The organism is Pseudomonas sp. TWI923 (assembly GCF_039673365.1).
GTDB lineage: Bacteria > Pseudomonadota > Gammaproteobacteria > Pseudomonadales > Pseudomonadaceae > Aquipseudomonas > Aquipseudomonas sichuanensis.
This window is the reverse complement of sequence record NZ_JBDJLM010000020.1, coordinates 1-26121: the sequence shown is the minus strand read 5'-3', so window position 1 is coordinate 26121 and position 26121 is coordinate 1. Positions and strand designations below refer to the sequence as shown.

Annotated in this window: 19 protein-coding genes; all 19 read left to right on the top strand. The window is 67.0% G+C overall.

Annotated features, from left to right (window positions below):
- Positions 1-5: 5 nt before the first annotated feature.
- Positions 6-662, top strand: coding sequence for a DUF1266 domain-containing protein (locus ABE459_RS10855; protein ID WP_258705592.1), 657 nt, complete (start codon positions 6-8; stop codon positions 660-662).
- Positions 663-1104: 442 nt separating this feature from the next.
- Positions 1105-2661, top strand: a complete 1557-nt coding sequence (gene tssA / locus ABE459_RS10850) for a type VI secretion system protein TssA (protein WP_323832997.1) — start codon at positions 1105-1107, stop codon at positions 2659-2661.
- A gap of 33 nt (positions 2662-2694) precedes the next feature.
- Positions 2695-3195, top strand: coding sequence for a type VI secretion system contractile sheath small subunit (gene tssB, locus ABE459_RS10845; RefSeq protein WP_110996291.1), 501 nt, complete (start codon positions 2695-2697; stop codon positions 3193-3195).
- A 28-nt stretch (positions 3196-3223) separates the two neighbouring features.
- Positions 3224-4696 carry a type VI secretion system contractile sheath large subunit gene (gene tssC, locus ABE459_RS10840; RefSeq protein ID WP_110996292.1) on the top strand — a complete coding sequence of 491 codons (1473 nt, stop codon included), beginning with the start codon at positions 3224-3226 and terminating at the stop codon, positions 4694-4696.
- 6 nt (positions 4697-4702) lie between these two features.
- Positions 4703-5125 carry a type VI secretion system baseplate subunit TssE gene (gene tssE / locus ABE459_RS10835; RefSeq protein ID WP_125462391.1) on the top strand — a complete coding sequence of 141 codons (423 nt, stop codon included), beginning with the start codon at positions 4703-4705 and terminating at the stop codon, positions 5123-5125.
- A gap of 133 nt (positions 5126-5258) precedes the next feature.
- Positions 5259-7046: a type VI secretion system baseplate subunit TssF gene (gene tssF, locus ABE459_RS10830; protein WP_110996294.1), complete on the top strand. Its 1788-nt coding sequence runs from the start codon at positions 5259-5261 to the stop codon at positions 7044-7046.
- Positions 7010-8017: a type VI secretion system baseplate subunit TssG gene (tssG, locus tag ABE459_RS10825; protein WP_125462392.1), complete on the top strand. Its 1008-nt coding sequence runs from the start codon at positions 7010-7012 to the stop codon at positions 8015-8017. The genes tssF and tssG overlap by 37 nt, the downstream gene beginning before the upstream one ends.
- 6 nt (positions 8018-8023) lie before the next feature.
- On the top strand, positions 8024-10657 hold the full coding sequence (gene tssH, locus ABE459_RS10820; RefSeq protein ID WP_323832999.1) for a type VI secretion system ATPase TssH: 2634 nt from the start codon (positions 8024-8026) through the stop codon (positions 10655-10657).
- 10 nt (positions 10658-10667) lie between these two features.
- The gene (locus tag ABE459_RS10815; RefSeq protein ID WP_258644229.1) at positions 10668-12188 is read left to right on the top strand and encodes a sigma 54-interacting transcriptional regulator; all 1521 of its coding nucleotides are present in this window, start codon (positions 10668-10670) and stop codon (positions 12186-12188) included.
- Between the two features lie 83 nt (positions 12189-12271).
- A complete protein-coding gene (locus ABE459_RS10810; protein ID WP_125462395.1) occupies positions 12272-12412 on the top strand; it encodes a type VI secretion protein in 141 nt (46 codons plus the stop codon).
- Between the two features lie 18 nt (positions 12413-12430).
- Positions 12431-13612 (top strand): type VI secretion system-associated FHA domain protein TagH, encoded by a 1182-nt coding sequence (gene tagH, locus ABE459_RS10805; RefSeq protein ID WP_258644232.1) that lies wholly within the window; start codon positions 12431-12433, stop codon positions 13610-13612.
- Positions 13613-13617: 5 nt separating this feature from the next.
- Positions 13618-14124: a type VI secretion system lipoprotein TssJ gene (tssJ, locus tag ABE459_RS10800; RefSeq protein ID WP_110996300.1), complete on the top strand. Its 507-nt coding sequence runs from the start codon at positions 13618-13620 to the stop codon at positions 14122-14124.
- Positions 14121-15452 carry a type VI secretion system baseplate subunit TssK gene (tssK, locus tag ABE459_RS10795; RefSeq protein ID WP_110996301.1) on the top strand — a complete coding sequence of 444 codons (1332 nt, stop codon included), beginning with the start codon at positions 14121-14123 and terminating at the stop codon, positions 15450-15452. Before tssJ ends, tssK begins: the two co-directional genes overlap by 4 nt.
- A gap of 2 nt (positions 15453-15454) precedes the next feature.
- The gene (gene icmH, locus ABE459_RS10790) at positions 15455-16324 is read left to right on the top strand and encodes a type IVB secretion system protein IcmH/DotU (protein WP_125462397.1); all 870 of its coding nucleotides are present in this window, start codon (positions 15455-15457) and stop codon (positions 16322-16324) included.
- A 14-nt stretch (positions 16325-16338) separates the two neighbouring features.
- Positions 16339-19866, top strand: coding sequence for a type VI secretion system membrane subunit TssM (tssM, locus tag ABE459_RS10785; protein WP_323833002.1), 3528 nt, complete (start codon positions 16339-16341; stop codon positions 19864-19866).
- Positions 19866-20594 carry a PP2C family serine/threonine-protein phosphatase gene (locus ABE459_RS10780; protein WP_125462399.1) on the top strand — a complete coding sequence of 243 codons (729 nt, stop codon included), beginning with the start codon at positions 19866-19868 and terminating at the stop codon, positions 20592-20594. Before tssM ends, ABE459_RS10780 begins: the two co-directional genes overlap by 1 nt.
- Positions 20591-21637, top strand: coding sequence for a serine/threonine-protein kinase (locus ABE459_RS10775; RefSeq protein WP_323833004.1), 1047 nt, complete (start codon positions 20591-20593; stop codon positions 21635-21637). Before ABE459_RS10780 ends, ABE459_RS10775 begins: the two co-directional genes overlap by 4 nt.
- Before the next feature lie 51 nt (positions 21638-21688).
- Positions 21689-24664: a type VI secretion system tip protein TssI/VgrG gene (tssI, locus tag ABE459_RS10770; protein WP_125462401.1), complete on the top strand. Its 2976-nt coding sequence runs from the start codon at positions 21689-21691 to the stop codon at positions 24662-24664.
- Positions 24661-26121 (top strand): DUF6531 domain-containing protein (locus tag ABE459_RS10765; protein WP_346648025.1); only part of this gene is annotated, 1461 nt, incomplete at its 3' end. The genes tssI and ABE459_RS10765, both read left to right, overlap by 4 nt.

The window sequence follows — 26121 nt, the reverse complement described above, 5'->3', positions numbered from 1 at the left end:
TTGCGATGTTGATCTTCCTGGGCATGCTGGTCGCCACCTGGCTCCTTGCACGCTGGCTGCGCCCGCGCGCGCCGGATTTCGAGCTGTACAGCCCCCGCAGGCACCTTGCACTGGCGCTGGCGAGCCCCATGGCAGAGGCCATGCAGGTGGACGGTTTCTACAACAAGCACTGCACGAACTTCACGCAAAGTGCCCAGGACTTCCTGCGCATACCCTTGCTGCACATCGCCGGCCTGCAAGGCAGCGCCAGCGACGAAGAGATCCAGCGCTACTTCGCCACTGACTTCGAGCGCCAGTGGTTCCGCCTCGACCTGCTCAACCTGCAACCGACCGACGACCCGCGCGCCTCGCTGGCCTTCGCCTGCCTACGCTGCGCCTTTCTCGTGCGCTGCGCCTTGTTGCTGGGGTGGCTGGCACCCGACATTGGCTGGCGCGTGTTATTGCTCAACGCCCAGCGTGCCCAGGACTGTTTCGATGGCTGGGCGGATTTCGGCGCGGCCTATCTTGCCGGTCGTCGGCAATGGGTCGGGGCCTTTCGCGCCGATTCGTTGGGTCTTTTTGATGAACAGCGGCTTCAGGCATTGCTGGCGCCCGAGGGGCGTTGGGCCGAGCTGCCGTGGCGCGAAGTGCCTGCGTTGAGTCCAGAACTTCAGCCGGCATGAGTGCATGTTCTTGTTGCAAGATGCTGGGGAGCTCGATGTAGGAATACCCTGAAACTCCATTCAAAGAATTGTGTTGCGAGCGCATCGCTGATTACTGTTGCGGCCCTTCAATGAAGTCTGGTGTTGGCGCTAACATGTGTTGTTGCTTATGTGTGTGAAATTTAAGTTAAACAACGGAATATTGTTTCAAACATTAACCTGACAACTTTCCCTGGCGGCTCAGGGTATATATGAGCGCCATCAGGGAAACCCCTAGAAGCCCGCTGCCTCTGCGTTTGCTATCCATTTGAGTGATTGCAAAGCGCTATTGATAGCATTAGGCTATTCGACCGTTTGATCGACTGCCCACCGGATTGTGGGCTGAATCAATAGAACTTCCAGATCGGCAAATCCTGAACGTCAGTTCCAGGGTCGATGGCGAGGTTCTAACTGTGAGAAAAGGATGTCCTACTCTTCGAAGCTGGCCGCGCGCTATCTTGAACTTGGCAAAAACGCTGTCTCCCCCGGGTCTTTCGGCGGTGAAGACGTGCGTTTTTCCAGCGAGTTCGAAGCCCTCGAAAACGAGCTGACCCGCGCCCAGTCGATCCATGCCAGCGGCCAGGTGGACTGGCTGAAAATCCTCGAGAACAGCGAAGCGCTATTGCGCGACCAGTCCAAGGATCTGCGCGTGGCCTCGTGGTTCACCTGGGCCCTGTTCCAGCGTGAATCCTACGCCGGCCTGCTGGCCGGCATCAGCGTGCTGCGCGAGCTGTGCGAGCAGCATTGGGACGACGTCCACCCCGCCAAACCCCGTACCCGTTCCGCCGCCATCGGCTGGCTGGTGCCGCGCCTTGAACAGGCGCTGGGTGCCGACATCGCCATCAAGGAGCAGTTGCCGCTGTTCCAGCAGATGGTCGAGCAGCTTAGCGGCCTGGAGGCGGCGCTGTCCGCCCGGCTGGGGGACGACGCGCCCCTGCTGCTGCCGATCTGCCGCGCACTCAAGGGCCAGGTCCAGCGCTCCGCCGACAACGAACCACAACCCGGCGCAGTCGGCGCCATCGTTGCCCAGGTCAAGCAGGCCGCCACCCAGCTGTTCACCCCGGGCGAGCCGGTGGAGAACGAAAAGGACGCCAACAAGGCCCTGCGCGCCCAGCAAGAGCAGGGCCGGCAGCTGTGCGTATGGTGGCAGCGGCAGAAAGCCACCGACCTGCGCGCCCTGCGCCTGAACCGCACGCTGCTGTGGTTGCCCATCGAAGCGATGCCCGAGCGCAACGCCGAGAACGTCACCGCCCTGCGCGGCCTGCCCGCCGACAAACTCAAGAGCTACAAGGACCGCTTCGAGCAGGGCAACTATGCCGACCTGCTGGTGGAGCTGGAAAACAGCGTGGCCAAGGCACCGTTCTGGTTCGATGGCCAGCGCCTGGTGTGGGAGTGCTGCCAGGCCCTGAACGTCGAAGCCGGCATGCGCGAAGTGGAGATGAACTTCGCCTCGCTGTTGCAACGCCTGCCCAGCGTCATCGAGCTCAAGTTCCACGACGGCACCCCGTTCGCCGACCCCGAGACCCGTGCCTGGGTCGCCGCCCAGGTCACCCCCCACCTGCAAACCGCCGTGGCCCAGCCAGTGGCCGAGCCCGGCGTGCGCCAGGCCCCCTGGGACGAAGCCCTGGAGGCGAGCCTGCCGATCCTGCGCAAGGACGGCCTCAAGAGCGCGGTGCAGCACCTCAAGCAGCAGATGCAGGGCGCCCACGGCGGGCGCGAGCGCTTTTTCTGGCAACTGAGCCAGGCGCGCCTCTGCTACACGGCCAAGAAATACGAACTGGCCAAGACCCAACTGGAAGCCCTCGACGAGCAACTGCGCCAATCCGGCCTGGATGCCTGGGAGCCAGACCTGTCGTTGCAGGTACTGCACCTGTTGCACACCTGCTGCGAGCTGCTGCCGCAGAACCATGTGGTGCGCGAACGCAAGGACGAGATCTACCGCAGGCTGTGCCACCTCGATCTCGAAGTCGTACTCGAATAGGCCCAAGGGCCATAACCCTCAAGGAGAAAACCAATGGCCAAAGAAGGCTCGGTAGCCCCCAAGGAACGCATCAACGTTACCTTCAAACCCGCCACCGGCGGAGCTCAGGAAGAGATCGAACTGCCGTTGAAGCTGCTGGCGATCGGTGACTACACCCTGCGTGCCGACGATCGCAAGATCGAAGACCGCAAGCCGATCAGCATCGACAAGATGAACTTCGACGAAGTGCTGGCCAAGCAGGAACTGAGCATGACCCTGGCCGTGCCGAACCGCCTGCAGGAAGGCGCCGAAGGCGACGAGCTGGCGGTGAGCCTGCGCGTCAACACCATGAAGGACTTCAACCCGGCCAGCCTGGTCGAGCAAGTCCCTGAGCTGAAGAAGCTGATGGAGCTGCGCGAAGCCCTGGTTGCCCTGAAAGGCCCGCTGGGCAACGCCCCGGCCTTCCGCAAGGCCATCGAAGGTGTGCTGGCCGACAACGAGTCCCGCGAGCGCGTGCTCGGCGAGCTGGGCCTGAACGCTCAGCCGGACGCCTGATCCCCCTAGTCAAGGAAGCCTAATTGCCATGAGCACCGCAGCAGAGCAACAGAGCGCCGAGAACAGCGAATTCAGCATTCTCGACAGCATCATCGCCGAAACCCGCCTGACCCCGGACGACGAAGCCTACGACATCGCCAAGCGCGGCGTGTCGGCCTTCATCGAAGAACTGCTCAAGCCGCAGAATGACGGCGAGCCGGTCAAGAAAGCGCTGGTCGACCGCATGATCGCCGAGATCGATGCCAAACTCAGCCGCCAGATGGACGAGATCCTCCACCACCCGGACTTCCAGTCCATGGAGTCCGCCTGGCGCGGCCTGCAGTTGCTGGTCGACCGCACCAACTTCCGCGAAAACATCAAGATCGAGATCCTCAACGTCTCCAAGCAGGACTTGCTGGACGACTTCGAGGACTCGCCGGAAGTCATGCAGGCTGGCCTGTACAAGCACATCTACACCGCTGAATACGGCCAGTTCGGTGGCCAGCCGGTCGGCGCGGTCATCGCCAACTACTTCATGTCGCCGAGCTCGCCCGACGTCAAGCTGATGCAGTACGTCTCCAGCGTCGCCTGCATGTCCCACGCGCCATTCATCGCCGCGGCCGGCCCGAAATTCTTCGGCCTCGAAAGCTTCACCGGCCTGCCCGACCTGAAGGATCTGAAGGATCACTTCGAAGGCCCGCAGTTCACCAAGTGGCAGAGCTTCCGCGAGTCCGAGGACGCGCGCTACATCGGCCTGACCGTGCCGCGTTTCCTGCTGCGCAACCCGTACGACCCGGAAGAGAACCCGGTCAAGTCGTTCGTCTACAAGGAAACCGTGGCCAACAGCCACGAGCACTACCTGTGGGGCAACACCGCCTACGCCTTCGGCACCAAGCTGACCGACAGCTTCGCCAAGTTCCGCTGGTGCCCGAACATCATCGGCCCGCAGAGCGGTGGCGCGGTGGAAGACCTGCCGTTGCACCACTTCGAGAGCATGGGCGAGATCGAGACCAAGATCCCGACCGAAGTGCTGGTGTCCGACCGTCGCGAGTACGAGCTGGCCGAAGAGGGCTTCATCGCCCTGACCATGCGCAAGGGCAGCGACAACGCGGCGTTCTTCTCGGCCAACTCGGCGCAGAAACCGAAGTTCTTCGGCATCAGCGCTGAAGGCAAGACTGCCGAGCTGAACTACAAGCTGGGCACCCAGCTGCCGTACATGATGATCGTCAACCGCCTGGCCCACTACATCAAGGTCCTGCAGCGCGAGCAGCTGGGCTCCTGGAAGGAACGCACAGACCTGGAGCTGGAACTGAACAAGTGGATCCGCCAGTACGTGGCCGACCAGGAGAACCCGAGCGCCGAAGTGCGTGGCCGTCGTCCGCTGCGCGCCGCCCAGGTGATCGTCAGCGACGTGGAAGGTGAGCCGGGCTGGTACCGCGTCAGCCTGAACGTGCGTCCGCACTTCAAGTACATGGGCGCCGACTTCACCCTGTCGCTGGTCGGCAAGCTGGACAAGGAGTAAGCGACGATGGGCAATGGTTACGGAAGCCTGTTCGAACGCCTGAGCGGCGAAGCCGACCAGCGCGCCAACTGGCGGCGTGAAGACGCCGCCATGGCTTCCGTGGCCGCTCATCTGGCGAAGATGCTCAGCACCCGGGCCGGCAGCGTGCAGACGCTCGCCGACTACGGGCTGCCCGACCTCAACGACATGCGCCTGAGCCTGCACGACGCGCTCAGCCAGGCACGCCGGGCCATCGAGTACTTCATCGAAGCCTACGAACCGCGCATGTCCGATGTCCGGGTGGTGTCCCGCCCGCGTGATCACGATCAGCTCAAGCTGGCTTTCAGCATCGAAGGCCAGCTTGAGGTGGACGGAATCAAGCGCCAGGTCAGTTTTGCCGCGCGCCTGGATGGCAGCGGGCAAGTCAGAGTCAGTCAAGGAGACGAGTGATGTTGCGCCTCCCATAGCCTGAGTTTTCCCCCAACCCTTGCGCGGCAAACGGTCGGCCCTTTGGCCCGGCCCCGCGCCTGCGCAGTACCGGCCACTGGCGGTACCCGAGAGCTGAATTCAGGCGGAACGACGGATGTCCTTCAATTACTACTACCAAAGCGAGCTGACGGCACTGCGCCAGCTGGGTCGGCGTTTTGCCGAACGCAGCCCGGCGCTGGCGCCGTACCTCGGCCAGGCCGGGCGCGACCCGGACGTCGAGCGCCTGCTTGAAGGTTTTGCCTTCCTCACCGGCCGCCTGCGGCAGAAGCTCGACGACGAACTGCCCGAGCTGACCCACTCGCTGATGCACCTGCTGTGGCCGAACTACATGCGCCCGCTGCCCGCCTTCAGCATCTTGCAGTTCGACCCCCTGCGCCAGGCCGGCCCGGCGCTGCGGGTCGAGCGTGACACCCCGGTGGAAGGCCGGCCGATCGAGGGCGTCAGTTGCCGCTTTCGCACCTGTTACCCCACCGAAGTCCTGCCCCTGCGCCTGAGCGCGCTGAACTACTCGCTCAATGGCCAGGGCGCGCTGCTCAGCCTGCGCCTGGACATGAACTGCGACGGCAATCTGGGCGACGTCAAGCTCAGCAAGCTGCGCCTGCACCTGGCCGGCGAGCGCTACATCAGCCAGATGCTCTACCTGAGCCTGCTGCGCGGCCTGGCCGGCATCGAGCTGATGCCGCTGGACAGCCACGGCAAACCGATGGTCAACGCCAAGGGCGAGCCGCTGCTGCTGCGTGCACCGGCGGCCAAGGTGCATCCGGTGGGCTTCGCCGAGGAAGAGGCGCTGATTCCCTACCCGCTGAACACCTTCCGCGGCTACCGCTTCCTGCAGGAGTACTTCGCCTTCCAGGACAAGTTCCTGTTCGTCGACGTGACCGGCCTGGACGTGCTGCAGAGCCTGCCCGAGGAAACCCTCAAGCAGGTGCATGGCATCGAGCTGCGCTTCGACATCCGCCAGGGCGAGGCCCAGCGCCTGCGCCCGACCCTGGACAACGTCAAGCTGTACTGCACGCCGATCGCTAACCTGTTCAAGCACGACGCCCTGCCTATCCGCCTGGATGGCAAGCAGGACGAATACCTGCTGCTGCCGGCCGAGCTCGACCCTGAGCACTGCGGGGTGTTCTCGGTCGACGGCGTGACCGGCTGGAGCCCCGGCGGCCTCGGCTACCAGAGCTACGTACCCTTCGAATCGTTCGAGCACGACGCCAGCTTCGACGTGCCGGAGAACCGCTCGCACTACAGCATCCGCCAGCGCTCCTCGCTGCTGCATGACGGCCTCGACACCTACTTGAGCTTCGGCGTGCACCAGGCCGAATCCCACGAGACGCTGTCGATCGAGCTCACCTGCACCAACCAGAACCTGCCGCGTCGCCTGAAGCTCGGCGACATCTGCATGCTCAGCGAAGAGACCCCCGAGTTCCTCACCTTCCGCAACATCACCCCGGTCACCGCCAGCTACGCGCCGCCGCTGAACCGCGACTTCCTGTGGAAGCTGATCAGCAACATGTCGCTGAACTACCTGTCGCTGGCCGACGTTGATGCACTCAAGGTGATCCTCGAAACCTACGACCTGCCGCGTTACTACGACCAGCACGCGGAAAAGGTCAGCCGCCGCCTGCTTGGCGGGCTCAAGGCGATCCGCCACCAGCACGTTGACCGCCTGCACCGGGGCCTGCCGCTGCGCGGCTTGCGCACGGAACTGACAATCGACCCGGAGGGCTACATCGGCGAGGGCGACCTGTTCGTCTTCGCCTCGGTGCTCAATGAATTCTTCGCACTCTACGCCAGCCTCAACTCGTACCACGAGCTGCGGGTGAAAAGCACACAGGGGGAGGTGTACCAATGGACACCACGCATGGGCCTGCAACCGCTGCTGTAAGCCGGCTCAGCCGGAGCATCCGCGAGTACTCGCTGTTCCAGGCCGTGCTGCTGGTGATGGAACAGCTGCGCGAGGCGTACCCGTACCTGGAAGACGAAGAGCTCTACGACCTGGTCGAGTTCCAGGCCAACCCCAGCCTCGGTTTCCCCGGCAGCGACGTCGATCGCATCGAGTTCTTCCGCGAGCACGGCCAACTGCGCGCGCGCATGCGCTTCAACCTGATCGGCCTGGTCGGCTCCAGCTCGCCGCTGCCGGCGTTCTACGGCGAACAGGCGCTGGGCGACAACGAGGACGGCAACCCCACGCGGATGTTCCTCGACCTGTTCCACCACCGCCTGCAACGCCTGATGCTGCCGATCTGGCGCAAGTACCGCTACCGCGCCAGCTTCGAGAGCGGCGCGCTGGATGGTTTCTCGTCGCACCTGTTCGCCCTGATCGGCCTGGGCGGCGACCAGATCCGCCAGGCCAAGGAACTGAACTGGAAACGCCTGCTGCCGTACCTCGGCGTGCTCAGCCTGCGCGCCCACTCGGCGGCGCTGATCGAGGCCGTGCTGCGTTACTACTTCAAGCACGCCGACCTGGTGATCGAGCAATGCCTGGAACGGCGCGTCGACATCCTCGAAGAGCAGTGCAACCGCCTGGGGCTGGCCAACAGCCTGCTGGGCGAGGACGCCGTGCTGGGCGAGCGCGTGCGCGACCGCAGCGGCAAGTTCCGCATCCACATCACCCAGCTGGACTGGCAGCGCTTTCACGAATTCCTGCCGATCGGTTTCGGCTACCAGCCGCTGTGCGCGCTGACCCGCTTCACCCTGCGCGACCCGCTGGACTACGACATCCGCCTGGAGTTGCGCCGTGAAGAGATCCGCGAGCTGCGCATCGGCGAACAGAACGTCTGCCACCTGGGCTGGACCAGCTGGCTGGGTCGCGAGCGCGCTGATGGCGTGGTGACCCTGGGAAGCAAAATTCATTAAGGACCAATGGCCATGATCAACGTAGACCTGCAACAACTCGTCCAGGCCCTGGACGCCGACAGCCGCCGCGACCTTGAACGTTCCGCCGAGCGCTGCGTCGCCCGCGGCGGCAGCAAGATCCTCATCGAGGACCTGCTGCTGGGCCTGCTCGAGCGCCCCGACAGCCTGTTGCAGCGTGCGCTGCAGGACGCCGCGATCGATACCGGCGCGTTCAGCGCCGCGCTGCAACCCAACGTCGAGCACAGCGCCACCCGCAACCCGGTGTTTGCCCCGGAGCTGGTGCAGTGGCTGCAGGACGCGTTGCTGGTCTCCAACCTCGAGCTGGGCCAGAGCCAGGTCGACCAGGCCGCGCTGATCCTCGGCCTGCTGCGCAACCCGCTGCGTTACGCCGGCAGCCGCTATCACAAGCTGCTCGGCGGCCTGGATATCGAACGCCTCAAGGGCTACGCCCTGGCCCAGCAACCGGCCGCCGCCAAGGCCCCCGGCGCGCCCCAGGGCGAATCGATGTTGCAGCGCTTCACCCACAACCTCACCCAGCAGGCCCGTGACGGCAAGCTCGACCCGGTACTGTGCCGCGACGCGTCGATCCGCCAGATGATCGATATCCTCGCTCGCCGGCGCAAGAACAACCCGATCGTGGTCGGCGAAGCCGGCGTGGGCAAGACCGCCGTGGTCGAAGGCCTGGCCGCGCGCATCGTCGCTGGCGAAGTGCCGCCGGCCCTGCAAGGGGTCGACCTGCTGGCGCTGGACATGGGCCTGTTGCAGGCTGGCGCCAGCGTCAAAGGCGAGTTCGAGCGCCGCCTCAAGGGGGTGATCGACGAGGTCAAGGCCGCGCCGCGCCCGGTGATCCTGTTCATCGACGAAGCCCACACGCTGATCGGTGCCGGCGGTAACGCCGGTGGCTCCGACGCCGCCAACCTGCTCAAGCCAGCACTGGCCCGTGGCGAGCTGCGCACCATCGCCGCCACCACCTGGGCCGAGTACAAGAAGTACTTCGAGAAAGACCCGGCCCTGGCCCGTCGCTTCCAGCCGGTGCAACTGCTCGAGCCCACCGTGGGCGAGGCGGTGACCATCCTGCGTGGCCTGGCCCAGCTGTACGAGAAGAGCCACGGCATCTACCTGCGCGACGACGCCGTGGTCGCCGCCGCCGAACTGTCGGCGCGCTACCTGACCGGCCGGCAGCTGCCCGACAAGGCCGTCGACGTGCTCGACACCGCCTGCGCCCGGGTGCGCATCAGCCTGGCTGCCGCCCCCGACAGCCTCGAGCGCCTGCGTGCCGAACTGGCCGAGGGCGAGCGCCAGCGCAACGCCCTGCGCCGTGACGCCGAGGCGGGCCTGGCCATCGATCACGAGGCATTCGCAGCCCTCGAGCAGCGCCTGGCCGAAGCCCACGGGCAAGAGATCGAACTGGCCGCCCGCTGGGCCCGTCAGCGTGAGCTGGCCGAGCAGGTACTGGAGCTGCGCCAGCAGGTTGCCAACGCCGCCGTCGCACCGGCCGCGCAAACCGAAGGCGAGGAGGGCGAGGAGGGCGAGGCCGTCGTCGAAGGCGAAAGCCGCGAACAGCTGCAACAGCGCCTGGCCGAGACCCATCAGGCCCTGCTCGACGCCCAGGCCGAAGAACGCCTGGTCAGCGCCGAAGTGTGCCCACGCTTGGTGGCCGAGGTGATCAGCGCCTGGACCGGCGTGCCGCTGAGCCAACTGGCCCGCGAGCACAACGCCAAGGTAATCACCTTCGCCGACGACCTGCGCGCCCGCATCCGTGGCCAGGAGCAGGCCGTGCATGCGCTCAACCGCTCCATGCGCGCCACCGCCGCCGGCCTGAACAAGCCCGACGCACCGGTGGGCGTGTTCCTGCTGGTCGGCCCCAGCGGCGTCGGCAAGACCGAAACCGCGCTGGCGCTGGCCGACCTGCTGTACGGCGGCGACCGTTTCATCACCACCATCAACATGTCCGAGTTCCAGGAGAAGCACACCGTCTCGCGCCTGATCGGCGCGCCGCCCGGCTACGTCGGTTACGGCGAAGGCGGCATGCTCACCGAGGCGGTGCGCCAGAAGCCGTATTCGGTGGTGCTGCTGGACGAGGTGGAGAAGGCCGACCCGGACGTGCTCAACCTGTTCTATCAGATCTTCGACAAGGGCGTGGCCAACGATGGCGAAGGCCGCCAGATCGATTTTCGCAACACGCTGATCCTGATGACCTCCAACCTGGCCAGCGACCAGATCAGCGCCCTGTGCGAAAACGGCGGGCGCCCTGACGCCGAGCTGCTTGAACAGCACATCCGCCCGGCGCTCAGCCGCCACTTCAAGCCGGCGCTGCTGGCGCGCATGCGCGTGGTGCCGTACTACCCAGTGGGCGGCCCGGTGCTGCGCGAGCTGATCGAAATCAAGCTGGGCCGCCTGGGCGAGCGTTTGCAGCGTCGGCAACTGGCGTTCAGCCACTGCCAGGCCCTGGTCGACCACCTGGCCGAGCGCTGCAGCCAGAGCGAAGCCGGCGCGCGCCTGATCGACCACCTGATCGACACCCACGTGCTGCCCAAGGTCGCCGACCGCCTGCTCGACGCCATGGCCAGCGGCGAGGCGATCAGCCGCGTACACGCCACCCTCGACGGGGATGCCGGCGTGACCTGCGAGTTCGCCTGAGGTGGGGGTGATGTTCACGCACGTGCCACAACCGCTGGCCTACGCCGAAGCGCTGCTGGGCACCTTCACCGAGCTGGCGCGGGCAACTGACGAGCAAGGCCTGCTGCAGGCACTGGTGCCGGCCGTGGCCGAGCTCAGCGGCTGCCCGCTGGTGCAGGTCTACCTGCTCGACCCGACCCACACCCGGCTCGGGCTCGAAGCCGCCTGGCTCGACGGGCGGCTGCTGGCGCGTGACTGCTCCAGCCTGCCGGCCGACTACAACGGCGAGCAGCTGTTGCAGTTCGCCCTGTGCCAGAACCGCGTGGTGAACATCAGCGACCTTTCCGCCAGCCTGTTCGACACCAGCTTCCTGCCCAGCCAGGCCACGCCCTGGCAAGCACTGCTGGCGGTGCCCCTGCTGACCGCGCAACAGCGGGTGGCCGGGGTGCTGTTGTGCGTGAACCGCGTGCGCGGCGGGCTTGAAGCCTTCGCCGACTCCCTCGGCCAGCTCGGCAGCTTCACCATGGGCCAACTGCAACTGCTGCGCCGCCTGCACCAGCCCGGGCCACAGCCCCAGGCGAGCGGCCGCGCCCCGGTGGCCGCCAGCAGCTACGGCCTGATCGGACAGAGCCCGGCCATGCGCCAGACCTGCCAGATGATCAGCAAGGTCCTGCACAGCCCCTACACCGTGCTGCTGCGCGGCGAGACCGGCACCGGCAAGGAGCTGGTGGCCCGCGCCATCCACGACTACGGCCCGCGCCGCTCCGGCGCGCTGGTGGTACAGAACTGCGCAGCCTTCCCCGAGAGCCTGCTGGAGAGCGAACTGTTCGGCTACCGCAAAGGCGCCTTCACCGGCGCGGACCGCGACCGCCCGGGGCTGTTCGATGCCGCCGACGGCGGCACCCTGCTGCTCGACGAGATCGGTGACATGCCCCTGGCCCTGCAGGCCAAGCTGCTGCGCGTGCTGCAAGAGGGCGAGATCCGCCCGCTGGGCGCCAACGTCACCCACAAGATCGACGTGCGCATCATCGCCGCCACCCATCGCGACCTGGCGCAGATGGTCGCCGACGGCCTGTTCCGCGAAGACCTCTACTACCGCCTGGCGCAGTTCCCCATCGAGCTGCCGCCGCTGCGCCAGCGCGTCGGCGATGTCATCACCCTGGCCCGGCACTTCTGCGACAAGGCCTGCACTTTCCTGCAGCGCAGCCCGGTGGGCTGGACCCAGGCCGCCCTCGATCACCTCGAAAGCTACGCCTTCCCCGGCAACGTGCGCGAGCTCAAGGGCCTGGTGGAGCGCGCGGTGCTGCTGTGCGAAGGCGATGCGCTGGAGGTCGGCCACTTCTCGTTGAACCTGGCCGAACCGCCGCCCGAAGACAACGAGCTGAACCTGCGCGAGCGCCTGGAGAAAGTCGAGCGCAGCCTGCTGCTCGACTGCCTGCGCAAGCACGACGGCAACCAGACCCTGGCCGCCCGCGAACTCGGGCTGCCGCGGCGCACCCTGCTGTACCGGCTGGGGCGCCTGAACATCCAGATCGGCGATTGCGAGGGCTGACCGGCATGACCCCGACACTTACTCCCTTTACCCCAGGCGCACCCGTAACGGTGCCTGCCTCATCCGCACATGGAGCCGCCCCCATGCTTCACCGTTACTGCCGGGCCAGCTTGCTGGCCCTGCTCACCGCGTTCGCCCTGGCCGGTTGCACAGGCAACTACAAGTTCGACGACGACAGCTACCGCCCCCTGGGAGACCCCCAGGCCCTCAACCGTGACAACTGAGCGCAAGGAGCCCTGACCATGGAACTGGTTTTCGAACTGCTCGACAAACGCCAGCACGGCCGCACCGACTCGCCGAACAAGACCTTTGGCCGCGCCGGTGGCGAGATCGGCCGGGCCAAGGACTGCCACTGGTGCATTGAGGACGACAAGCGTCACCTGTCCAGCCATCACGCCCAGGTCACCTACCAGAACGGCGCGTTCTTCCTCACCGACACCAGCAGCAACGGCATCCGCCTGGCCAGCAGCGGTGCACAGTTGCGCAAGGGCGAGCTGCACCGCATCGAGCAAGGCGCGATTTACCGCATGGGTGACATCGAGGTGCGCGCGCGCCTGATCGACAGCGAGGCCGGCTACGACGTCGGCCTGGGCATGCCGGGTGGCGCCATCATCCCCGACGACGCCTTCCTCGAACTCGACCCCATCAGCGCCCTGGACCACGAAGAAACGCGCCTGCAACCGATGGACGAGCTGGCCGCCCTGGCCATGCCCGAGCCCCCGGCGCGCCAGCGTGCCGACTACGCGCAGATCGACCAGGAAAGCCTGATCGTGCCGACCCTGGTACCGGCGGTGGCGCCAGAGCCCGCACCGGTGCCGGCCCCGCGCGAACGCCGCGACGACGCCTTCTGGAAGCGCTTCGGCGCGGCCCTGGGTGTCGATCTGGACAACCTCGACGAGCAGGCCCGCGAAGACCTCGCGGTGCGGGCCGCCGGGCTGCTGCGCCATAGCGTCGCCGGGCTGCAACAGAGCCTGCGCACCCGCAGCGAGCTGAAGAACGAACTGCGCCTGTCGCTGACCACCCCGCAAAGCGCCAGCCGTAACCCGATCAAGGCGCCGCTGGAAGCCGACCAGGTGCTCGGCGACCTGCTCAAGCCGCGCCGTGGCGGCCAGCTGTCTGCCGAGCAGGCAGTGGCCCAGGCCTTCCGCGACCTCCAGGCGCACCAGGTGGCCATGCTCGGCGCCAGCCGCCAGGCCCTGCGCAGCACCCTGGAGCATTTCGCCCCGGAGCAGTTGGCGCTGCAATTCGAGCGTCAGGGCCGCCGCGGCCTGTTCGGCAGCCGCTGGAAGGCCTACGTGCGCTACCACCAGGCCCTGGTGGGCAACGAAGACTGGAGCGAGCGCCTGCTGACCAAGGACTTCGCCCGCACTTACGAAGAGCAGGTCCGCCTGATCGCTTCGCTCAATCACGACCCGCAAGGATAAAACCCATGACTCGCATCACCCGCACGATGCTCAGGGCGACGTGGGCCCTGGCCACCCTGTCCTGGCTGGCCGGCTGCAGCGCCCTGTCGCCGTACTCGCACATGACCAAGCTCGACCTCACCCTGACCGCCACCGACCAGCTCAACCTGGACATCAACGGCCGGCCGTCGCCGGTGGTGGTGCGCCTGTACGAGCTCAAGCACCCGGTGGCCTTCGAGAGCACCGATTTCTTCACCCTCTACCAGCGCCCGAAAGAGGCCCTGTCCCAGGACATGGTGGCCACCGAGGAGCACGAACTGCGCCCCGGCGAAACCTTGAGCCTGAAGCTCAGCATCGACCCCGACAGCCGCTTCGTCGGCGTCATGGCCGCCTACCGCGACCTCGACCAGGCGCAGTGGCGCCGGGTGCAGGCCATTCGCGCCGGCGAGCGGGTCACCGCCAACCTCTACCTCGACCAGGCCGGCATCCACAACGGTGTGCCGGCCGTGGCGCAAGCGGGTGATCAGCGATGAACGTGCACAAGGTAGTCTGGCAGGAAGGGATGCTGCTGCGTCCCCAGCATTTCCAGCACAACGACCGTTACTACGACAGCCAGATGAAGACCCGCACCCAGCTGCTGGGCACCTACACCTACGGCTTCATCAACCTGGAAATCGACCTGCAGTTCCTCAACATGGGCAAGCTGGTGATCAGCCGCGCCGCGGGCATCCTGCCTGATGGCAGCCTGTTCGAGCTCGACGGCAGCAGCGAGCCGCTGGCCCTGGACGTGCCGCCGAACACCGGCGCCACGCCGATCTTCATGGCCCTGCCGCTGGTCACCGGCAACCACATCGAGGCGCGCCGCCCCGAGCAGTCCGACGTGCTGACCCGCTACACCACCTACGAGGTGGAGGTGTCCGACTCCAACGCCGGCGACGACAACAGCAGCCAGATCAACTGCGCGCGCCCGGACTTCCGCCTGCTGCTGGGCGAGCAGCAAACCGACCAGGCCTACGTCAAGCTCAAGGTCTGCGAGATCCTCGACACCTCGCCCGACGGCGTCATCAGCCTCGACCCGAACTTCGTGCCCACCTACATCCGCACCCACGCCTCGGTGTACCTGCTGTCGTGCCTCAAAGAGGTCATCAGCATGCTGGCGCTGCGTGGTGACACCCTGGCCGAGCGCATCCGCTCCAACGGCAAGGTCGGTGGCGCCGAGGTCGGCGACTTCATGATGCTGCAGCTGATCAACCGCACCGAAATGCTCCTGCGCCACTACCTGAGCCTGGAGCAGGTGCACCCCGAAGAGTTGTACCGCACCTTCCTGATCATGCTCGGCGACCTGTCGACCTTCTCCAGCGACACCAAGCGCCCGCGCCTGGACGCCCGCTACCAGCACAGCGACCAGGGCGCGAGCTTCCGCAAGCTGATGGAGTCGATCCGCCAGGTACTGTCGATGGTGCTCGAACAGCACGCCATCGAGCTGGAACTGCAACAGCGCCAGTACGGCATCCTGGTGTCGCCGCTGCACGACCCGGGCCTGCTCACCACCGCCTCGTTCGTGCTGGCCGCCAGCGCCAACTGCGAATCCGAGGAGCTGCGCCAGCGCCTGCCGTCGCACCTCAAGGTCGGCCCGGTGGAGCGCATCCGCCAGCTGGTCAACCTGCACCTGCCCGGGCTCAAGGTCAAACCGCTGCCGGTGGCGCCGCGGCAGATCCCGTTCCACGCCAACAAGACCTATTTCATCGTCGAACTCGACGCCGAAGATCGCAAGAAGATGGACGGTTCCGGTGGCTTCGCCTTCCACGTCACCAGTGAGTTCTCCGATCTCGAACTGAAATTCTGGGCCATCAGGAACTGAGCATGAGCAAGGACATGGATACCCCTCAGGACGACAAGACCGTCCTGTTCAACCAGGATGGCTCGGCACCGCAAGGGCAGGCCCTGACCGCCCTGGGCAGCTCGGCGCGGGCCGAGCCGCTGGAGCAGCGCATGGTCTATTCGGCGCGCCTGCCCTCGAGCGGCAGCTTCAGCGTCGGCCTCAACCCGCTGGTGGCTGCCGCCAGCGAGCTGCTCTCGGAAGTGGTGCGGCTCAAGCACAGCGACACCGCCGAAGACCTGAACAACCTCAAGGAGCGCCTGAGCGCCTGCGTGCGCGCTTTCGAGGCGCGCATCCATTACGAGGGCGTGGAGAGCGGCCAGGTCACCGTGGCCCGCTACCTGCTGTGCACCGTGGTCGACGAGGCGGTGGTCACCACCCCCTGGGGCAACGAGAGCCAGTGGTCGCAGATGAGCCTGCTCAGCGCCTTCCACAACGAGACCTTCGGCGGCGAGAAGTTCTTCTCGCTGCTCGACCGCATGTCGAAGAACCCGGTCAAGCATCTGGCGATGCTCGAACTGATGTACCTGTGCCTGTCGCTGGGCTTCGAGGGCAAGTACCGGGTCATCGACCGCGGCATGTCCGAGCTCGAGGGCATCCGTGACGCACTGTTCCGGCAGATCCGCCAGCTGCGCGGCGACGTGCCCCGCGAGCTGTCGCCGCGTTGGGAAGGGCTCGACCAGCAACGCAACAGCCCGGTGCGCATCGTGCCGTGGTGGAGCGTGGCGTTGTTCACCCTGGTGTGCCTGGTGGTGATGTATTCCGGTTTCGCCTGGGTACTGGGCGAACAGCGCGCGACCGTCCTGCAACCCTTCCAGACGCTCGAGCAGCCAGCGGCCCAACCGCGGCAGTGACACAAGGACCTGTGATGAAGAATTTTTTCAAGAAAGTAGGCGCCTTCCTCGCCAAGACCTGGGTCTGGAGCCTGCTGCTGGTACTGGCCCTGGCGCTGCTGGTGTGGTTCGCCGGCCCGTTGCTGGCCGTGGCCGACAACAAGTTCTGGGAAGACGCCGCCGCGCGGTTGCTGACCATCAGCGTCCTGTTCCTGGTGTGGGGCCTGTGGATGGTGTTCGCCAGCTGGCGCGCCAACAACCGCAAGCAGGAAGAGCTTGAGAGCGAGGACGGCCGCGAGCGCCTGGAACGCGAAGAGCGCAAGGACGAGGAGGCCAGGGAGATCAAGGCCCGCTTCAAGCATGCCTTGTCCACCCTCAAAAATTCGAGCCTGTATGGCGGGCGCAGCGAACGCTGGCGCCGCGACCTGCCCTGGTACCTGGTGCTCGGGCCTCAGGGTGCGGGCAAGACCAGCCTGATCGACCATTCGGGCCTGGAGTTCCCGATCAACGCGCTGGAGCGCAAGCTCGCCCGTGATCCGTCCAGCGGCGATTTCTGCGATTTCTACTTCGCCGAACAGGCCGTGCTGGTGGACACCGCCGGGCGCTTCCTCAACCAGTCCGACAGCGAGATCGACGGCAGCGCCTGGCGCGTGCTGCTCGACCAGCTGCGTCTGCGCCGACGCAACCGCCCGCTCAACGGCGTGGTGGTCACCGTGCCGCTGGACACCCTGCTGGGGGGCGAGGCGGCGGTCAACGACCTGGCGCAGAAAGTCCGCTCGCGCTTGCAGGAGCTGCGCCAGCGCCTGCACGTCGAAGTGCCGGTGTACCTGGTGCTGAGCAAGACCGACCGCCTGCAAGGCTTTGACGCCTTCTTCGACCAGCAGTCGCGCGAAGAGAACGAGCAAGTGTTCGGCATCACCTTCGGCAAGGGCCAGAACGGCGCCGACACCGAGCTGCTGGCCAAGGAATTCCAGGGCCTGCTGCAACGCCTGGGCGACCAGGTCACCCAGCGCATGCATCACGAGCGCAACACCCAGCGCCGCGCGCGCATCCTCGACTTCCCGCACCAGCTGGGGCGCATCGGCGACCAACTGTGCCTGTTCGTCGATGCCGCCTTCACTGGCAACCGCTACCAGCGCGCCAGCCAGTTGCGCGGCTTCTACCTGACCAGCGCGCCGCATCAGGCGCCGCGGGTCGACAGCGACAACGGCTTCCACCCCGGCCAGCCCGGCCGTGGCGCGGTGCAGGGCCGCTCGCGCTTCACCCTGCAACTGTTCAGCCGGGTGATCTTCCCCGAGTACGACCTGGCTGGCCTCGACCAGCGCGAACGCCGCCGCATCCACTGGGGCCAACGGGCCGTCTACCTCGGTGCCCTGGGCGCCCTGGCGCTGTTCGGCGCGCTGTGGGCCGGCAGTTTCTCCGGCAACCACGAACGCCTGGAGCAGGTGCGTGAGCTGGGCCGTCAATGGCAGCGCCAACACCTTGCCCTGGATGTCCGCGACGACGCCCTGGCCGCGCTCAAGCCGCTGGACACCGCCTGGCAGGCCTCACGCGTGTTCCCCGTGCCCGGCGATGTCTCGCTGCTGCAACGCGGCGGCCTGTACCAGGGCGTGCCGGCTAACGAGGTGCTGCAACCGGCCTACCAGCGCGAGCTGGAAACCGTGCTGCTGCCGCGGGTGGCGCAGATGGTCGAAGGGCAGATCCGCAGCAACCTGAAGAACCGCGAGCGCCTGCTCAACAGCCTGCGCGCCTACCTGATGCTCGGCCTGCCCGAGCGCCGCGACCAGGCCTGGCTCAAGGACTGGGTGGCGGCTGGCTGGTCGCAGCGCTACAACGGCAACACGGCCGCCCAGGACAGCCTGAACACCCACTTCGGGCGCCTGCTCGAGCAATCGTTCGCCTACCCGCTCAACGACGCCCTGGTGGCCCAGGCCCGCCAGGTGCTGCGCGCCGAATCGCTGGCCAGCGTGGTGTACCGCGTGCTGCGCGAACAGGCCCGCAGCCTGCCCGAATACCGTCTCAGCCAGCAGCTCGGGCCGCAGGCCGCGCAGTTCGTCGGCATCGACTACCCGATCCCCGGCTTCTACACCTCCCAGGGTTACCAGCAGTACTTCTCGGTGCAGGGCGCCAACCTGGTCAACGACATCCTGCGCGACAACTGGGTGCTGGGCGAGGGCAGCGGCATCAGCGACATGGACATGCGCCGCCTGATGGTGGAGCTGGAGCAGTTGTACTTCCGCGACTACGCCAACTACTGGGGCGAGGCGGTCAACCAGGTCGGCCTGATCCCGTTCAGCGACGCCGGCGAAGGCGCCGATCAGCTGTCGGCGCTGACCGCCGCCAACTCGCCGCTGCTGCTGTTGCTCACCGAGGTGCGCGAGAACACCCGCTTCCCGGTACTGGCCGAAGCCACCGACGAAGGCAACCCGGCCGCCGAAGCCGCCGCCAACAAGGCCGTGGCCAAGAAGCTCGGCAAGGGTGGCGCGGCCGTGGCCGGTGCCGTGGCCGACAAGGCCCGCGACGCCCTGGCCAAGAAGCCGCTGCCGGACACTGCGCGCATGGCCCTGCAACGGCGCTTCGAGCCGCTGCACCGGCTGCTCGACGACAACAACGGCCCGGGCCCCGACCTGGCGCCGACCCTGCAGGCGCTCAACGACCTGCAGCAGCAGCTGGCCGGCCTGGCTCGCTCCAACCAGGCCGAAGAAGCCTCGTACCAGATGGCCAAGGCGCGCATGTCGGGGCAGCGTGACGCCCTGAGCAGCCTGCGCAACGGCACCGTGCGCCTGCCGCGCCCGGTGGCCGGCTGGTTCAACCTGTTGTCCGACGACATCTGGCGCATGGTGCTCAACGATACCTACACCTACCTCAACCAGCGCTATCAGAGCGAGCTGTACAGCCACTACGGCCGCACCATCGAGTCGCGCTACCCGTTCAACGCCCATGGCACCAGCGATGTGGCGATCAGCGACTTCCGCGACTTCTTCAAGGCCCAGGGCGTGGCGGACCGCTTCTTCGACACCTACATGCGCCCGTTCGTCAGTGGTGAGCCGGGCGCCTACCGCCTGCGCAGCCTCGACGGCCAGAGCCTGCCGATGACCAAGGCCTACCTCGAACAGATGAGCGCCGCCCAGACCATCCGCCAGAGCTTCTTCGCGCAGAACCCCGAAGAGCCGCAGGTGCAGTTCAAGCTCGAGCCGTACACCCTCGACCCGGCGGTGAGCCGCGCCGAGTTCCGCTTCGGCGACACGGTGATCGACTACCGTCACGGCCCGATCGTCTCCACCAGCCTGAAGTGGCCGACCGAAGCCCAGGACGGCAACACCAGCCTGACCCTGGAGCAGCTCAACGGCCGCCCCATGGCGCTGGAGAAGAACGGTGGCCCGTGGTCGCTGTTCCGCCTGCTCGACCTGATGCAGACCGAGTACCTCAAGGGCCGCGACACCATGGTGCTCAAGGCCAATGTCGGCGGCATGCGCGCCAACTACCTGCTGACCAGCCAGCGCGCGCCGAACCCGTTCGACCTGAGCGTGCTGCGCGGCTTCCGCCTGCCAGGGGAGCTGTGATGCGCGCAGCCAGCCCCTGGCGCAGCGCGGCGCGCACCGACCCCGGCAAGGTCCGTGCGCGCAACGAGGACGCCTTTCTCGACTGCCCGCAGCACGGGCTGTGGGCGGTCGCCGACGGCATGGGCGGCCATGAGGCCGGTGATATCGCCAGCCAGATGATCGTCGAGAGCCTGGCCGATCTGCCGGCCGCCAGCAGTTTCGACGAGCGCGTGCTCGCCGTGCGCCAGTGCCTGCACTGGATCAACCGGCGCCTGGGCCAGGAGCTGACGGTGAGCGTCGCCGGCCAGGCGCGGGTGATCGGCAGCACCGTGGTGACCCTGCTGCTCGACGGCCGCCGCGGCGCCTGCGTGTGGGCCGGCGACAGCCGCTGCTACCTGTGGCGCGGCCAGCGCCTGTACCAGCTGACCCGCGACCACTCGCTGCAACAGCAGCTGATGGACCAGCAAAGCATGAGCGCCGAGCAGGCCCGCGAGCACCCCTCGGCCCGGGCCCTGACCCGCGCCGTCGGCGCCAGCGCCAGCCTCACCCTGGAAGTGCTGGAGTTCGAGGCGCAGCCGGGCGACGTGTTCCTGCTGTGCAGCGACGGCCTCTACGACGGCCTGGAGAGCGGCGGCCTGGGCCACGCCCTGGACCTGGCCTCGCCCGGCGAGGCCCTGCAACGCCTGTTCGACACCGCCTTGGGCGGCGCGGCGAAAGACAACCTGACCGCAGTGGTGATCCACCGATGAATCTTGGCAGCGGCGACGCGCTCGACGTGCTCGACGCCCTTGAGCAGGGCAGCGAGTCGACTTACTTTGCATTCACCCAGGCCAGCGAGCCCGAGCCCGCCCGCACCGGCAAGGCACGGCGCAAACGGCGCGGCAAGGGCCGCGCGCAACCCGCGCCGGCCCCGGCCGTGCGGGCGCTGGCGCCGATCCCCGACGTGCTCGCCGGGCGCTACCGCCTGGAACGCCTGCTCGGCGCCGGCGGCATGGGCCTGGTGTATCGCGCCCGCGACCTGTTGCAGGAGGGCTTCGGTGACCCACAACCGTTGCTGGCGGTGAAGCTGATGAGCGACCAGCTGGCCACGGCGCCCGACGCCAACGCCCTGCTGTTCAACGAGTTCGCCCTCACCAGCCGCCTGCGCCACCCCAACCTGGTGCGCCTGCAAGGCTTCGCCATTGACCCGCAGAGCGAACGCGGCTTCATCACCATGGAGCTGATGCGCGGCACCTCGCTGGACCGCCTGCTCTGTGACCAGCCGCTGGGCCTGGCCTGGGCGCAAGTGCGCGAGATCGCCGTGCCGCTGCTCGACGCCCTGGCCTGCGTGCATGCCCAGGGCGTGGTGCACGGCGACCTCAAACCCAGCAACGTGATGCTCGGCGACGACGGCCTGCGCCTGTTCGACTTCGGCCTGGGCCTGGCCCTGGACGGCCCGCTGGCCGGCCTGCCGCACCTGAGCCATGGCCGCTTCGAAGCCTGGACCCCGGCCTACGCCGCCCCCGAACTGTTCGAAGGCGGCACGCCGAGTACTGCCAGCGACCTGTATGCGGTGGCGTGCGTGCTGTACGAGCTGATTACCGGCCGCCACCCCTTCGAGCGCGTGCCGTCGCTCAAGGCCCGTGACCAGGGCATGCAACTGGCGGCCAAGGCCCCGCCCGGCATGCCAGGCAAGGCCTGGGCCGCACTGCGCCGGGCCCTGGCCTTCGACCCCGAGCAGCGCCGCGTCGATGCCGGGCAACTGCGCGACGCCTTCGCCGCGCAAGGCTTCTGGGCCAGGCTCCGGCGATGACGCCAGGCCACGGACGCATTAACACGAATTCACGCACATAGAGGGACAAGGATGTTTGCCGCCGCGAACCAGACCCATTTCAGCCTGCACATCGACGGGTTGGAGCATGACTTCCAAGTGCTTGCCTTCGATGGCAACGAAGCCATCAGCCAGCCCTACGCCATCGACCTGGAGCTGGTCAGCGAGCGCCCTTCGCTGGACCTGGAAAACCTGCTGCACAAGCCCGCGTTCCTTCAGCTCGGCGACGACGGCCGTGGCCTGCACGGCCTGATCTACCGCGCCGCGCAAGGCGAGGCGGGCAAGCGCCTGACCCGCTACCAGGTGACCCTGCGCCCGCAGCTGGCGTACCTGGCCCACCGCATCAACCAGCGCATGTTCCAGCACATGACCGTGCCGAAGATCATTGCCCAGGTGCTGGAAGAGCACGGCATTCTCGCCAACGCCTATCAGTTCCAGCTCGGTGCCGTGTATCCGGACCGTGAGTACTGCGTGCAGTACGACGAGTCCAACCTGCAGTTCATCCAGCGCCTGTGCGAAGAGGAGGGGATCCACTACCACTTCCGCCACAGCGCCGACGGCCACCAACTGGTGTTCGGCGACGACCAGACGGTGTTCCCCAAGCTGGCGCCGGTGCAGTTCCAGCACGACTCCGGCCTGGTCGCCGATACGCCGATGATCAAGCGCTTCGCCCTGCGCCTGGAGACCCGCACCAGCAGCGTCACCCGCCGCGACTACGACTTCAAGAAACCGCTGATCCAGCTCGAAGGCGCCGCCGACAGCCTCGACGAACCGGCCCTGGAAGACTACGACTACCCCGGTCGCTTCCTCGACCGACCACGCGGCAAGCACCTGGCCACCCGCGCCCTGGAACGCCACCGCAGCGACTACCAGCAGGCCAGCGGCGACAGCGACCAGCCGCTGCTCGCCAGCGGGCACTTCCTCACCCTGGGCAGCCACCCCAACGCCCAGTGGAACGACCTGTGGCTGCTCACTGACGTGCACCACCAGGGGCGTCAGCCGCAGGTACTGGAGGAGGCCATCACCAGCGATGTCGACGCCAAGTACGATGGCTTCCAGCAGGGCTACCGCAACTTCTTCGTGGTTACCCCGTGGCAGCAGCCGTACCGTCCGCCGCTGAAACACCCGAAACCCAAGGTGCTGGGTGATCAGCGCGCCGTGGTCAGCGGGCCGGCTGGTGAAGAGATCTACTGCGACGAGTTCGGCCGCATCAAGGTGCAGTTCTTCTGGGACCGCGAAGGCCAGGCCGACGACAAGTCCAGCGTGTGGATGCGCGTGGCGTCGAGCTGGGCCGGGCAGGGCATCGCCGGGCTGCAACTGCCGCGCGTGGGCATGGAGGTATTGGTCAGCTTCCTTGAAGGTGACCCCGACCAGCCCTTGGTGACCGGCTGCCTGTACCACGGCGTGAACATGCCGCACTACAAGCTGCCCGACCTCAAGACTCTGGCCACCATCAAGAGCAAGGAATACAAGGGTAGCCGCGGCAACGAACTGCGCATCGACGACACCACCAGCGAAATCAGCATAGCCCTGCGCAGCGACCACGGCGCCAGTGCGCTGAACCTCGGTTACCTCACCCACCCGCGCCCCTCCGGCGGCGCTCCGCGTGGTGAAGGTTTCGAACTGCGCACCGACCGCCACGGCGCCATCCGCGCTGCTGGCGGTTTGTTGCTCACCACCGAACCCCGCGCCAACGAAGCCAAGCACCACAAGGACCTGCCCGAAACCGCCGAACGCCTGGCCACCGCCAGCGACCAGCAGGACAGCCTGGCGGAACTGGCCAAGCAGATGCAGGCCCAGGAGCCGGGCGACCAGGACACCGTGGCCAAGGACCTGCACAAGCAGCACCAAGGCATCCTCGGCAGCGGCCCGGGCGACCTGAGCAAAAACGAGTTCGCCGAATTCACCCAACCGCACCTGGTGGTGTCGAGCCCCGCCGGCATCGCCCTGACCACCCCTGGCCCCAACCACCTCACCAGCGGCAGCCACCTGGCCCTGAGCAGCACCGGCCACACCAGCCTGGCCATCGGCAAGCGCCTGCTGGCCAGCGCCAGCCAAGGCATGCGCCTGTTCGTGCAGAGCCTCGGCCTGCGCCTGGTGGCAGCCTCCGGCGATATCGATTTCCGCGCGTTGAAGGACAACATCAACCTGTTGGCCAAGCTCGACATCACCGCCAACGCCGACCGCATCACCCTCAAGGCCAAGACCGAGCTGGTGGTACAAGGCGGCGGCAGCGGCACGACCTACAACGCCGGCGGCATCACCCATGTCACCAGCGCCAACTACACCGCCCACGCCGCGCAGTTCGCCCATATCGGCGGGGCGAGCATGGCCGGCACCTTCCCCGAACCGCCCAAGCCGGGCAAGGGCGCGCTGGAGCTGTTCAACCTGTATGCCAACACCAAAGGCATCAAGGCCGGCGACTACGAAGTCACCGATGCCCTGGGCACAGTGCTCAAGGGCGCGCTGGACGGCCAGGGGTTCAATACTGTCTCCGGTGCGGCGCCGGGGCCGGCCATGGCCAAGTTCGGCCTCGACACGGCCGATACCTGGAGCATCGGCAGCTTCGCCAAGGGCCTGCCCTGGCCGAAGCTGCCCGTGGCCGAAGAGGGCACGCCGTCGCTGCTCGAATCGATGTACGCCAAGCTCGCCCCAGACGGCAGCGGCGGCATGCTGGACAAGGCCAAGCAACTGGCCAGCAGTGGCATGAGTGCGGCGAAGACCGGCATGGGCCTGCTCAAGACCGGGCAGAACACCCTGCAAAGCGCGCAGCAGGTGCAAGCCGCGCTCAAGGGCGGCGTGGCTGGCTTGCCGCAACTGGCCTCTGCCGCCAGCTCGGCGCTGCCGGCCGCTTCCAGCGCACTGGGCGCCGCCGGCAAGGCCGGTGCCGCCGTCCAGGGCGCCATGGCCAGCCTGCCCAAGTTGCCGACCCTGCCCAAACTTCCCGACTTCAAGGCGCCGAGCCTGAATACCCTGACTGACCTGATGCCAGGCGAGCTGATCTCATGACTGCACAGAATGCCGCAACAAACGAAAACGCCCGTGCCCCTCAGGTCGCGATCACCCCACTGGCCGAGGTGCAGATCGAGGACGTTGGCCGTGGCGCAGTGGTGTTCGATACCTGGCTGCGTAACACCAGCGCCAGCTTCGTCACCCTCGAACGCCTCAAGGGCGTGGCCGGCAACGTGGCCGTGGCGGGCAACATCATCGCCCTGGTGGATGCCTTGGGCGATATCGCCATCCTCAGCCGCAACAAGGTGCCCGACCCGATCGACTGCGCCACCTACGGCATCAACCTGATCGGCCTGGTCACCTCGCCCGCCAGCGCGGCGGCGGCCCGCATGGCCCTGCGCCCGATGCTGTTCATCGTGCGCCAGGAGGGCAAGCAGGTGCTGGGCGATGCGCTGATCGAGCTGATGGTCGGCCACCTCAACGCCGATATCGTCGGCAGCATCGACGACTTCGTCGGCCAGGCCGCAGGCAATCTCAAGGCCGCACTGGCCGACGCTGCCACCCTCGGCGAGCAGCTGATCCTCGACATCGCCGGCGGCCTGGCCACCCTGGCCGCAGGCACAGCCCCCGCCAGCGTGGCGGCCGGTGGCGGGGGCAGCCTGCTGCTGCATGACCCGCAAGCCAGCATCGGCAACTATCTGGCCGGTGCCTTCAACGCCTACAAGAGCGCCGGTAAGGGCATGACCAGCGCCGACGTCAGCCCCGCGCTCAGCGCCGCCGGCAAGACCGAGCTGCTGGCCCACAGCGCGCACCTGCGCACCCTGGCGCCTCTGGTGCGCGGCATGATCCTCAAGCTGGGCGATGCCGGCAGCCCCGGCTCCATCGAGGCCCTGCGCCTGACCCTGGCCAGCAGCGTCAAGCAGTGGCGCCAGCGCAACCCGCAACAGGTGGTGGCCAACGTCAAGGCGGGCGGCACCAGCAAGGCCCGCCACCAGCTGGCCGAAGGCAAAGTTGAGACCCAAAAGGAGCAGATGCCTGCCTCCCAGGCCCCCAACCAGTGCAAGAACGGCGCCCCGGCCAACACCTGCAACAGCATCAACTTCGCCCTGGGCAGCGAGACCCTGCAGCACACCGACTTCAGCCTGCCCGGACCGTTCCCGATCACCTGGACCCGCACCTACCACTCGCGCCTGGCCGCCCTCGACAGCGCCAGCCTCGGCGCCCGCTGGATCACCGCCTTCACCACCTGCATCGATGTGCAGGACGACGGGCTGCTGCTGCACGATATCGACGGCCGCAGCCACGCCTACCCGCTGCCCAAGGTCGGCAAAACCCATTACGACGCAGTCGAGTACCGTGGCCTGACCCGCACCACCGACACCCAGCTCATCTTGTCGCGCGGGCAGGAGCGCCACGAGACCTACGAGCGCGTCGGCGAGCGCTTCCACCTGGTGCATATCGTCATGCGCAACGGCGTCGGCGCGATGCTGCACTACGAGCACAGCCACAACGGC

What these genes read in the sequence shown, in the direction of transcription:
- tssH (WP_323832999.1), top strand. Translation starts at nt 8,024, where the DNA reads ATGGCCATGATCAACGTAGACCTGCAACAACTCGTCCAGGCCCTGGAC.
- tssK (WP_110996301.1), top strand. Translation starts at nt 14,121, where the DNA reads ATGAACGTGCACAAGGTAGTCTGGCAGGAAGGGATGCTGCTGCGTCCC.
- ABE459_RS10855 (WP_258705592.1), top strand. Translation starts at nt 6, where the DNA reads ATGTTGATCTTCCTGGGCATGCTGGTCGCCACCTGGCTCCTTGCACGC.
- tssA (WP_323832997.1), top strand. Translation starts at nt 1,105, where the DNA reads ATGTCCTACTCTTCGAAGCTGGCCGCGCGCTATCTTGAACTTGGCAAA.
- tagH (WP_258644232.1), top strand. Translation starts at nt 12,431, where the DNA reads ATGGAACTGGTTTTCGAACTGCTCGACAAACGCCAGCACGGCCGCACC.
- tssB (WP_110996291.1), top strand. Translation starts at nt 2,695, where the DNA reads ATGGCCAAAGAAGGCTCGGTAGCCCCCAAGGAACGCATCAACGTTACC.
- tssF (WP_110996294.1), top strand. Translation starts at nt 5,259, where the DNA reads ATGTCCTTCAATTACTACTACCAAAGCGAGCTGACGGCACTGCGCCAG.
- tssG (WP_125462392.1), top strand. Translation starts at nt 7,010, where the DNA reads ATGGACACCACGCATGGGCCTGCAACCGCTGCTGTAAGCCGGCTCAGC.
- ABE459_RS10775 (WP_323833004.1), top strand. Translation starts at nt 20,591, where the DNA reads ATGAATCTTGGCAGCGGCGACGCGCTCGACGTGCTCGACGCCCTTGAG.
- tssI (WP_125462401.1), top strand. Translation starts at nt 21,689, where the DNA reads ATGTTTGCCGCCGCGAACCAGACCCATTTCAGCCTGCACATCGACGGG.
- tssE (WP_125462391.1), top strand. Translation starts at nt 4,703, where the DNA reads ATGGGCAATGGTTACGGAAGCCTGTTCGAACGCCTGAGCGGCGAAGCC.
- tssJ (WP_110996300.1), top strand. Translation starts at nt 13,618, where the DNA reads ATGACTCGCATCACCCGCACGATGCTCAGGGCGACGTGGGCCCTGGCC.
- tssM (WP_323833002.1), top strand. Translation starts at nt 16,339, where the DNA reads ATGAAGAATTTTTTCAAGAAAGTAGGCGCCTTCCTCGCCAAGACCTGG.
- icmH (WP_125462397.1), top strand. Translation starts at nt 15,455, where the DNA reads ATGAGCAAGGACATGGATACCCCTCAGGACGACAAGACCGTCCTGTTC.
- tssC (WP_110996292.1), top strand. Translation starts at nt 3,224, where the DNA reads ATGAGCACCGCAGCAGAGCAACAGAGCGCCGAGAACAGCGAATTCAGC.
- ABE459_RS10815 (WP_258644229.1), top strand. Translation starts at nt 10,668, where the DNA reads ATGTTCACGCACGTGCCACAACCGCTGGCCTACGCCGAAGCGCTGCTG.
- ABE459_RS10780 (WP_125462399.1), top strand. Translation starts at nt 19,866, where the DNA reads ATGCGCGCAGCCAGCCCCTGGCGCAGCGCGGCGCGCACCGACCCCGGC.
- ABE459_RS10810 (WP_125462395.1), top strand. Translation starts at nt 12,272, where the DNA reads ATGCTTCACCGTTACTGCCGGGCCAGCTTGCTGGCCCTGCTCACCGCG.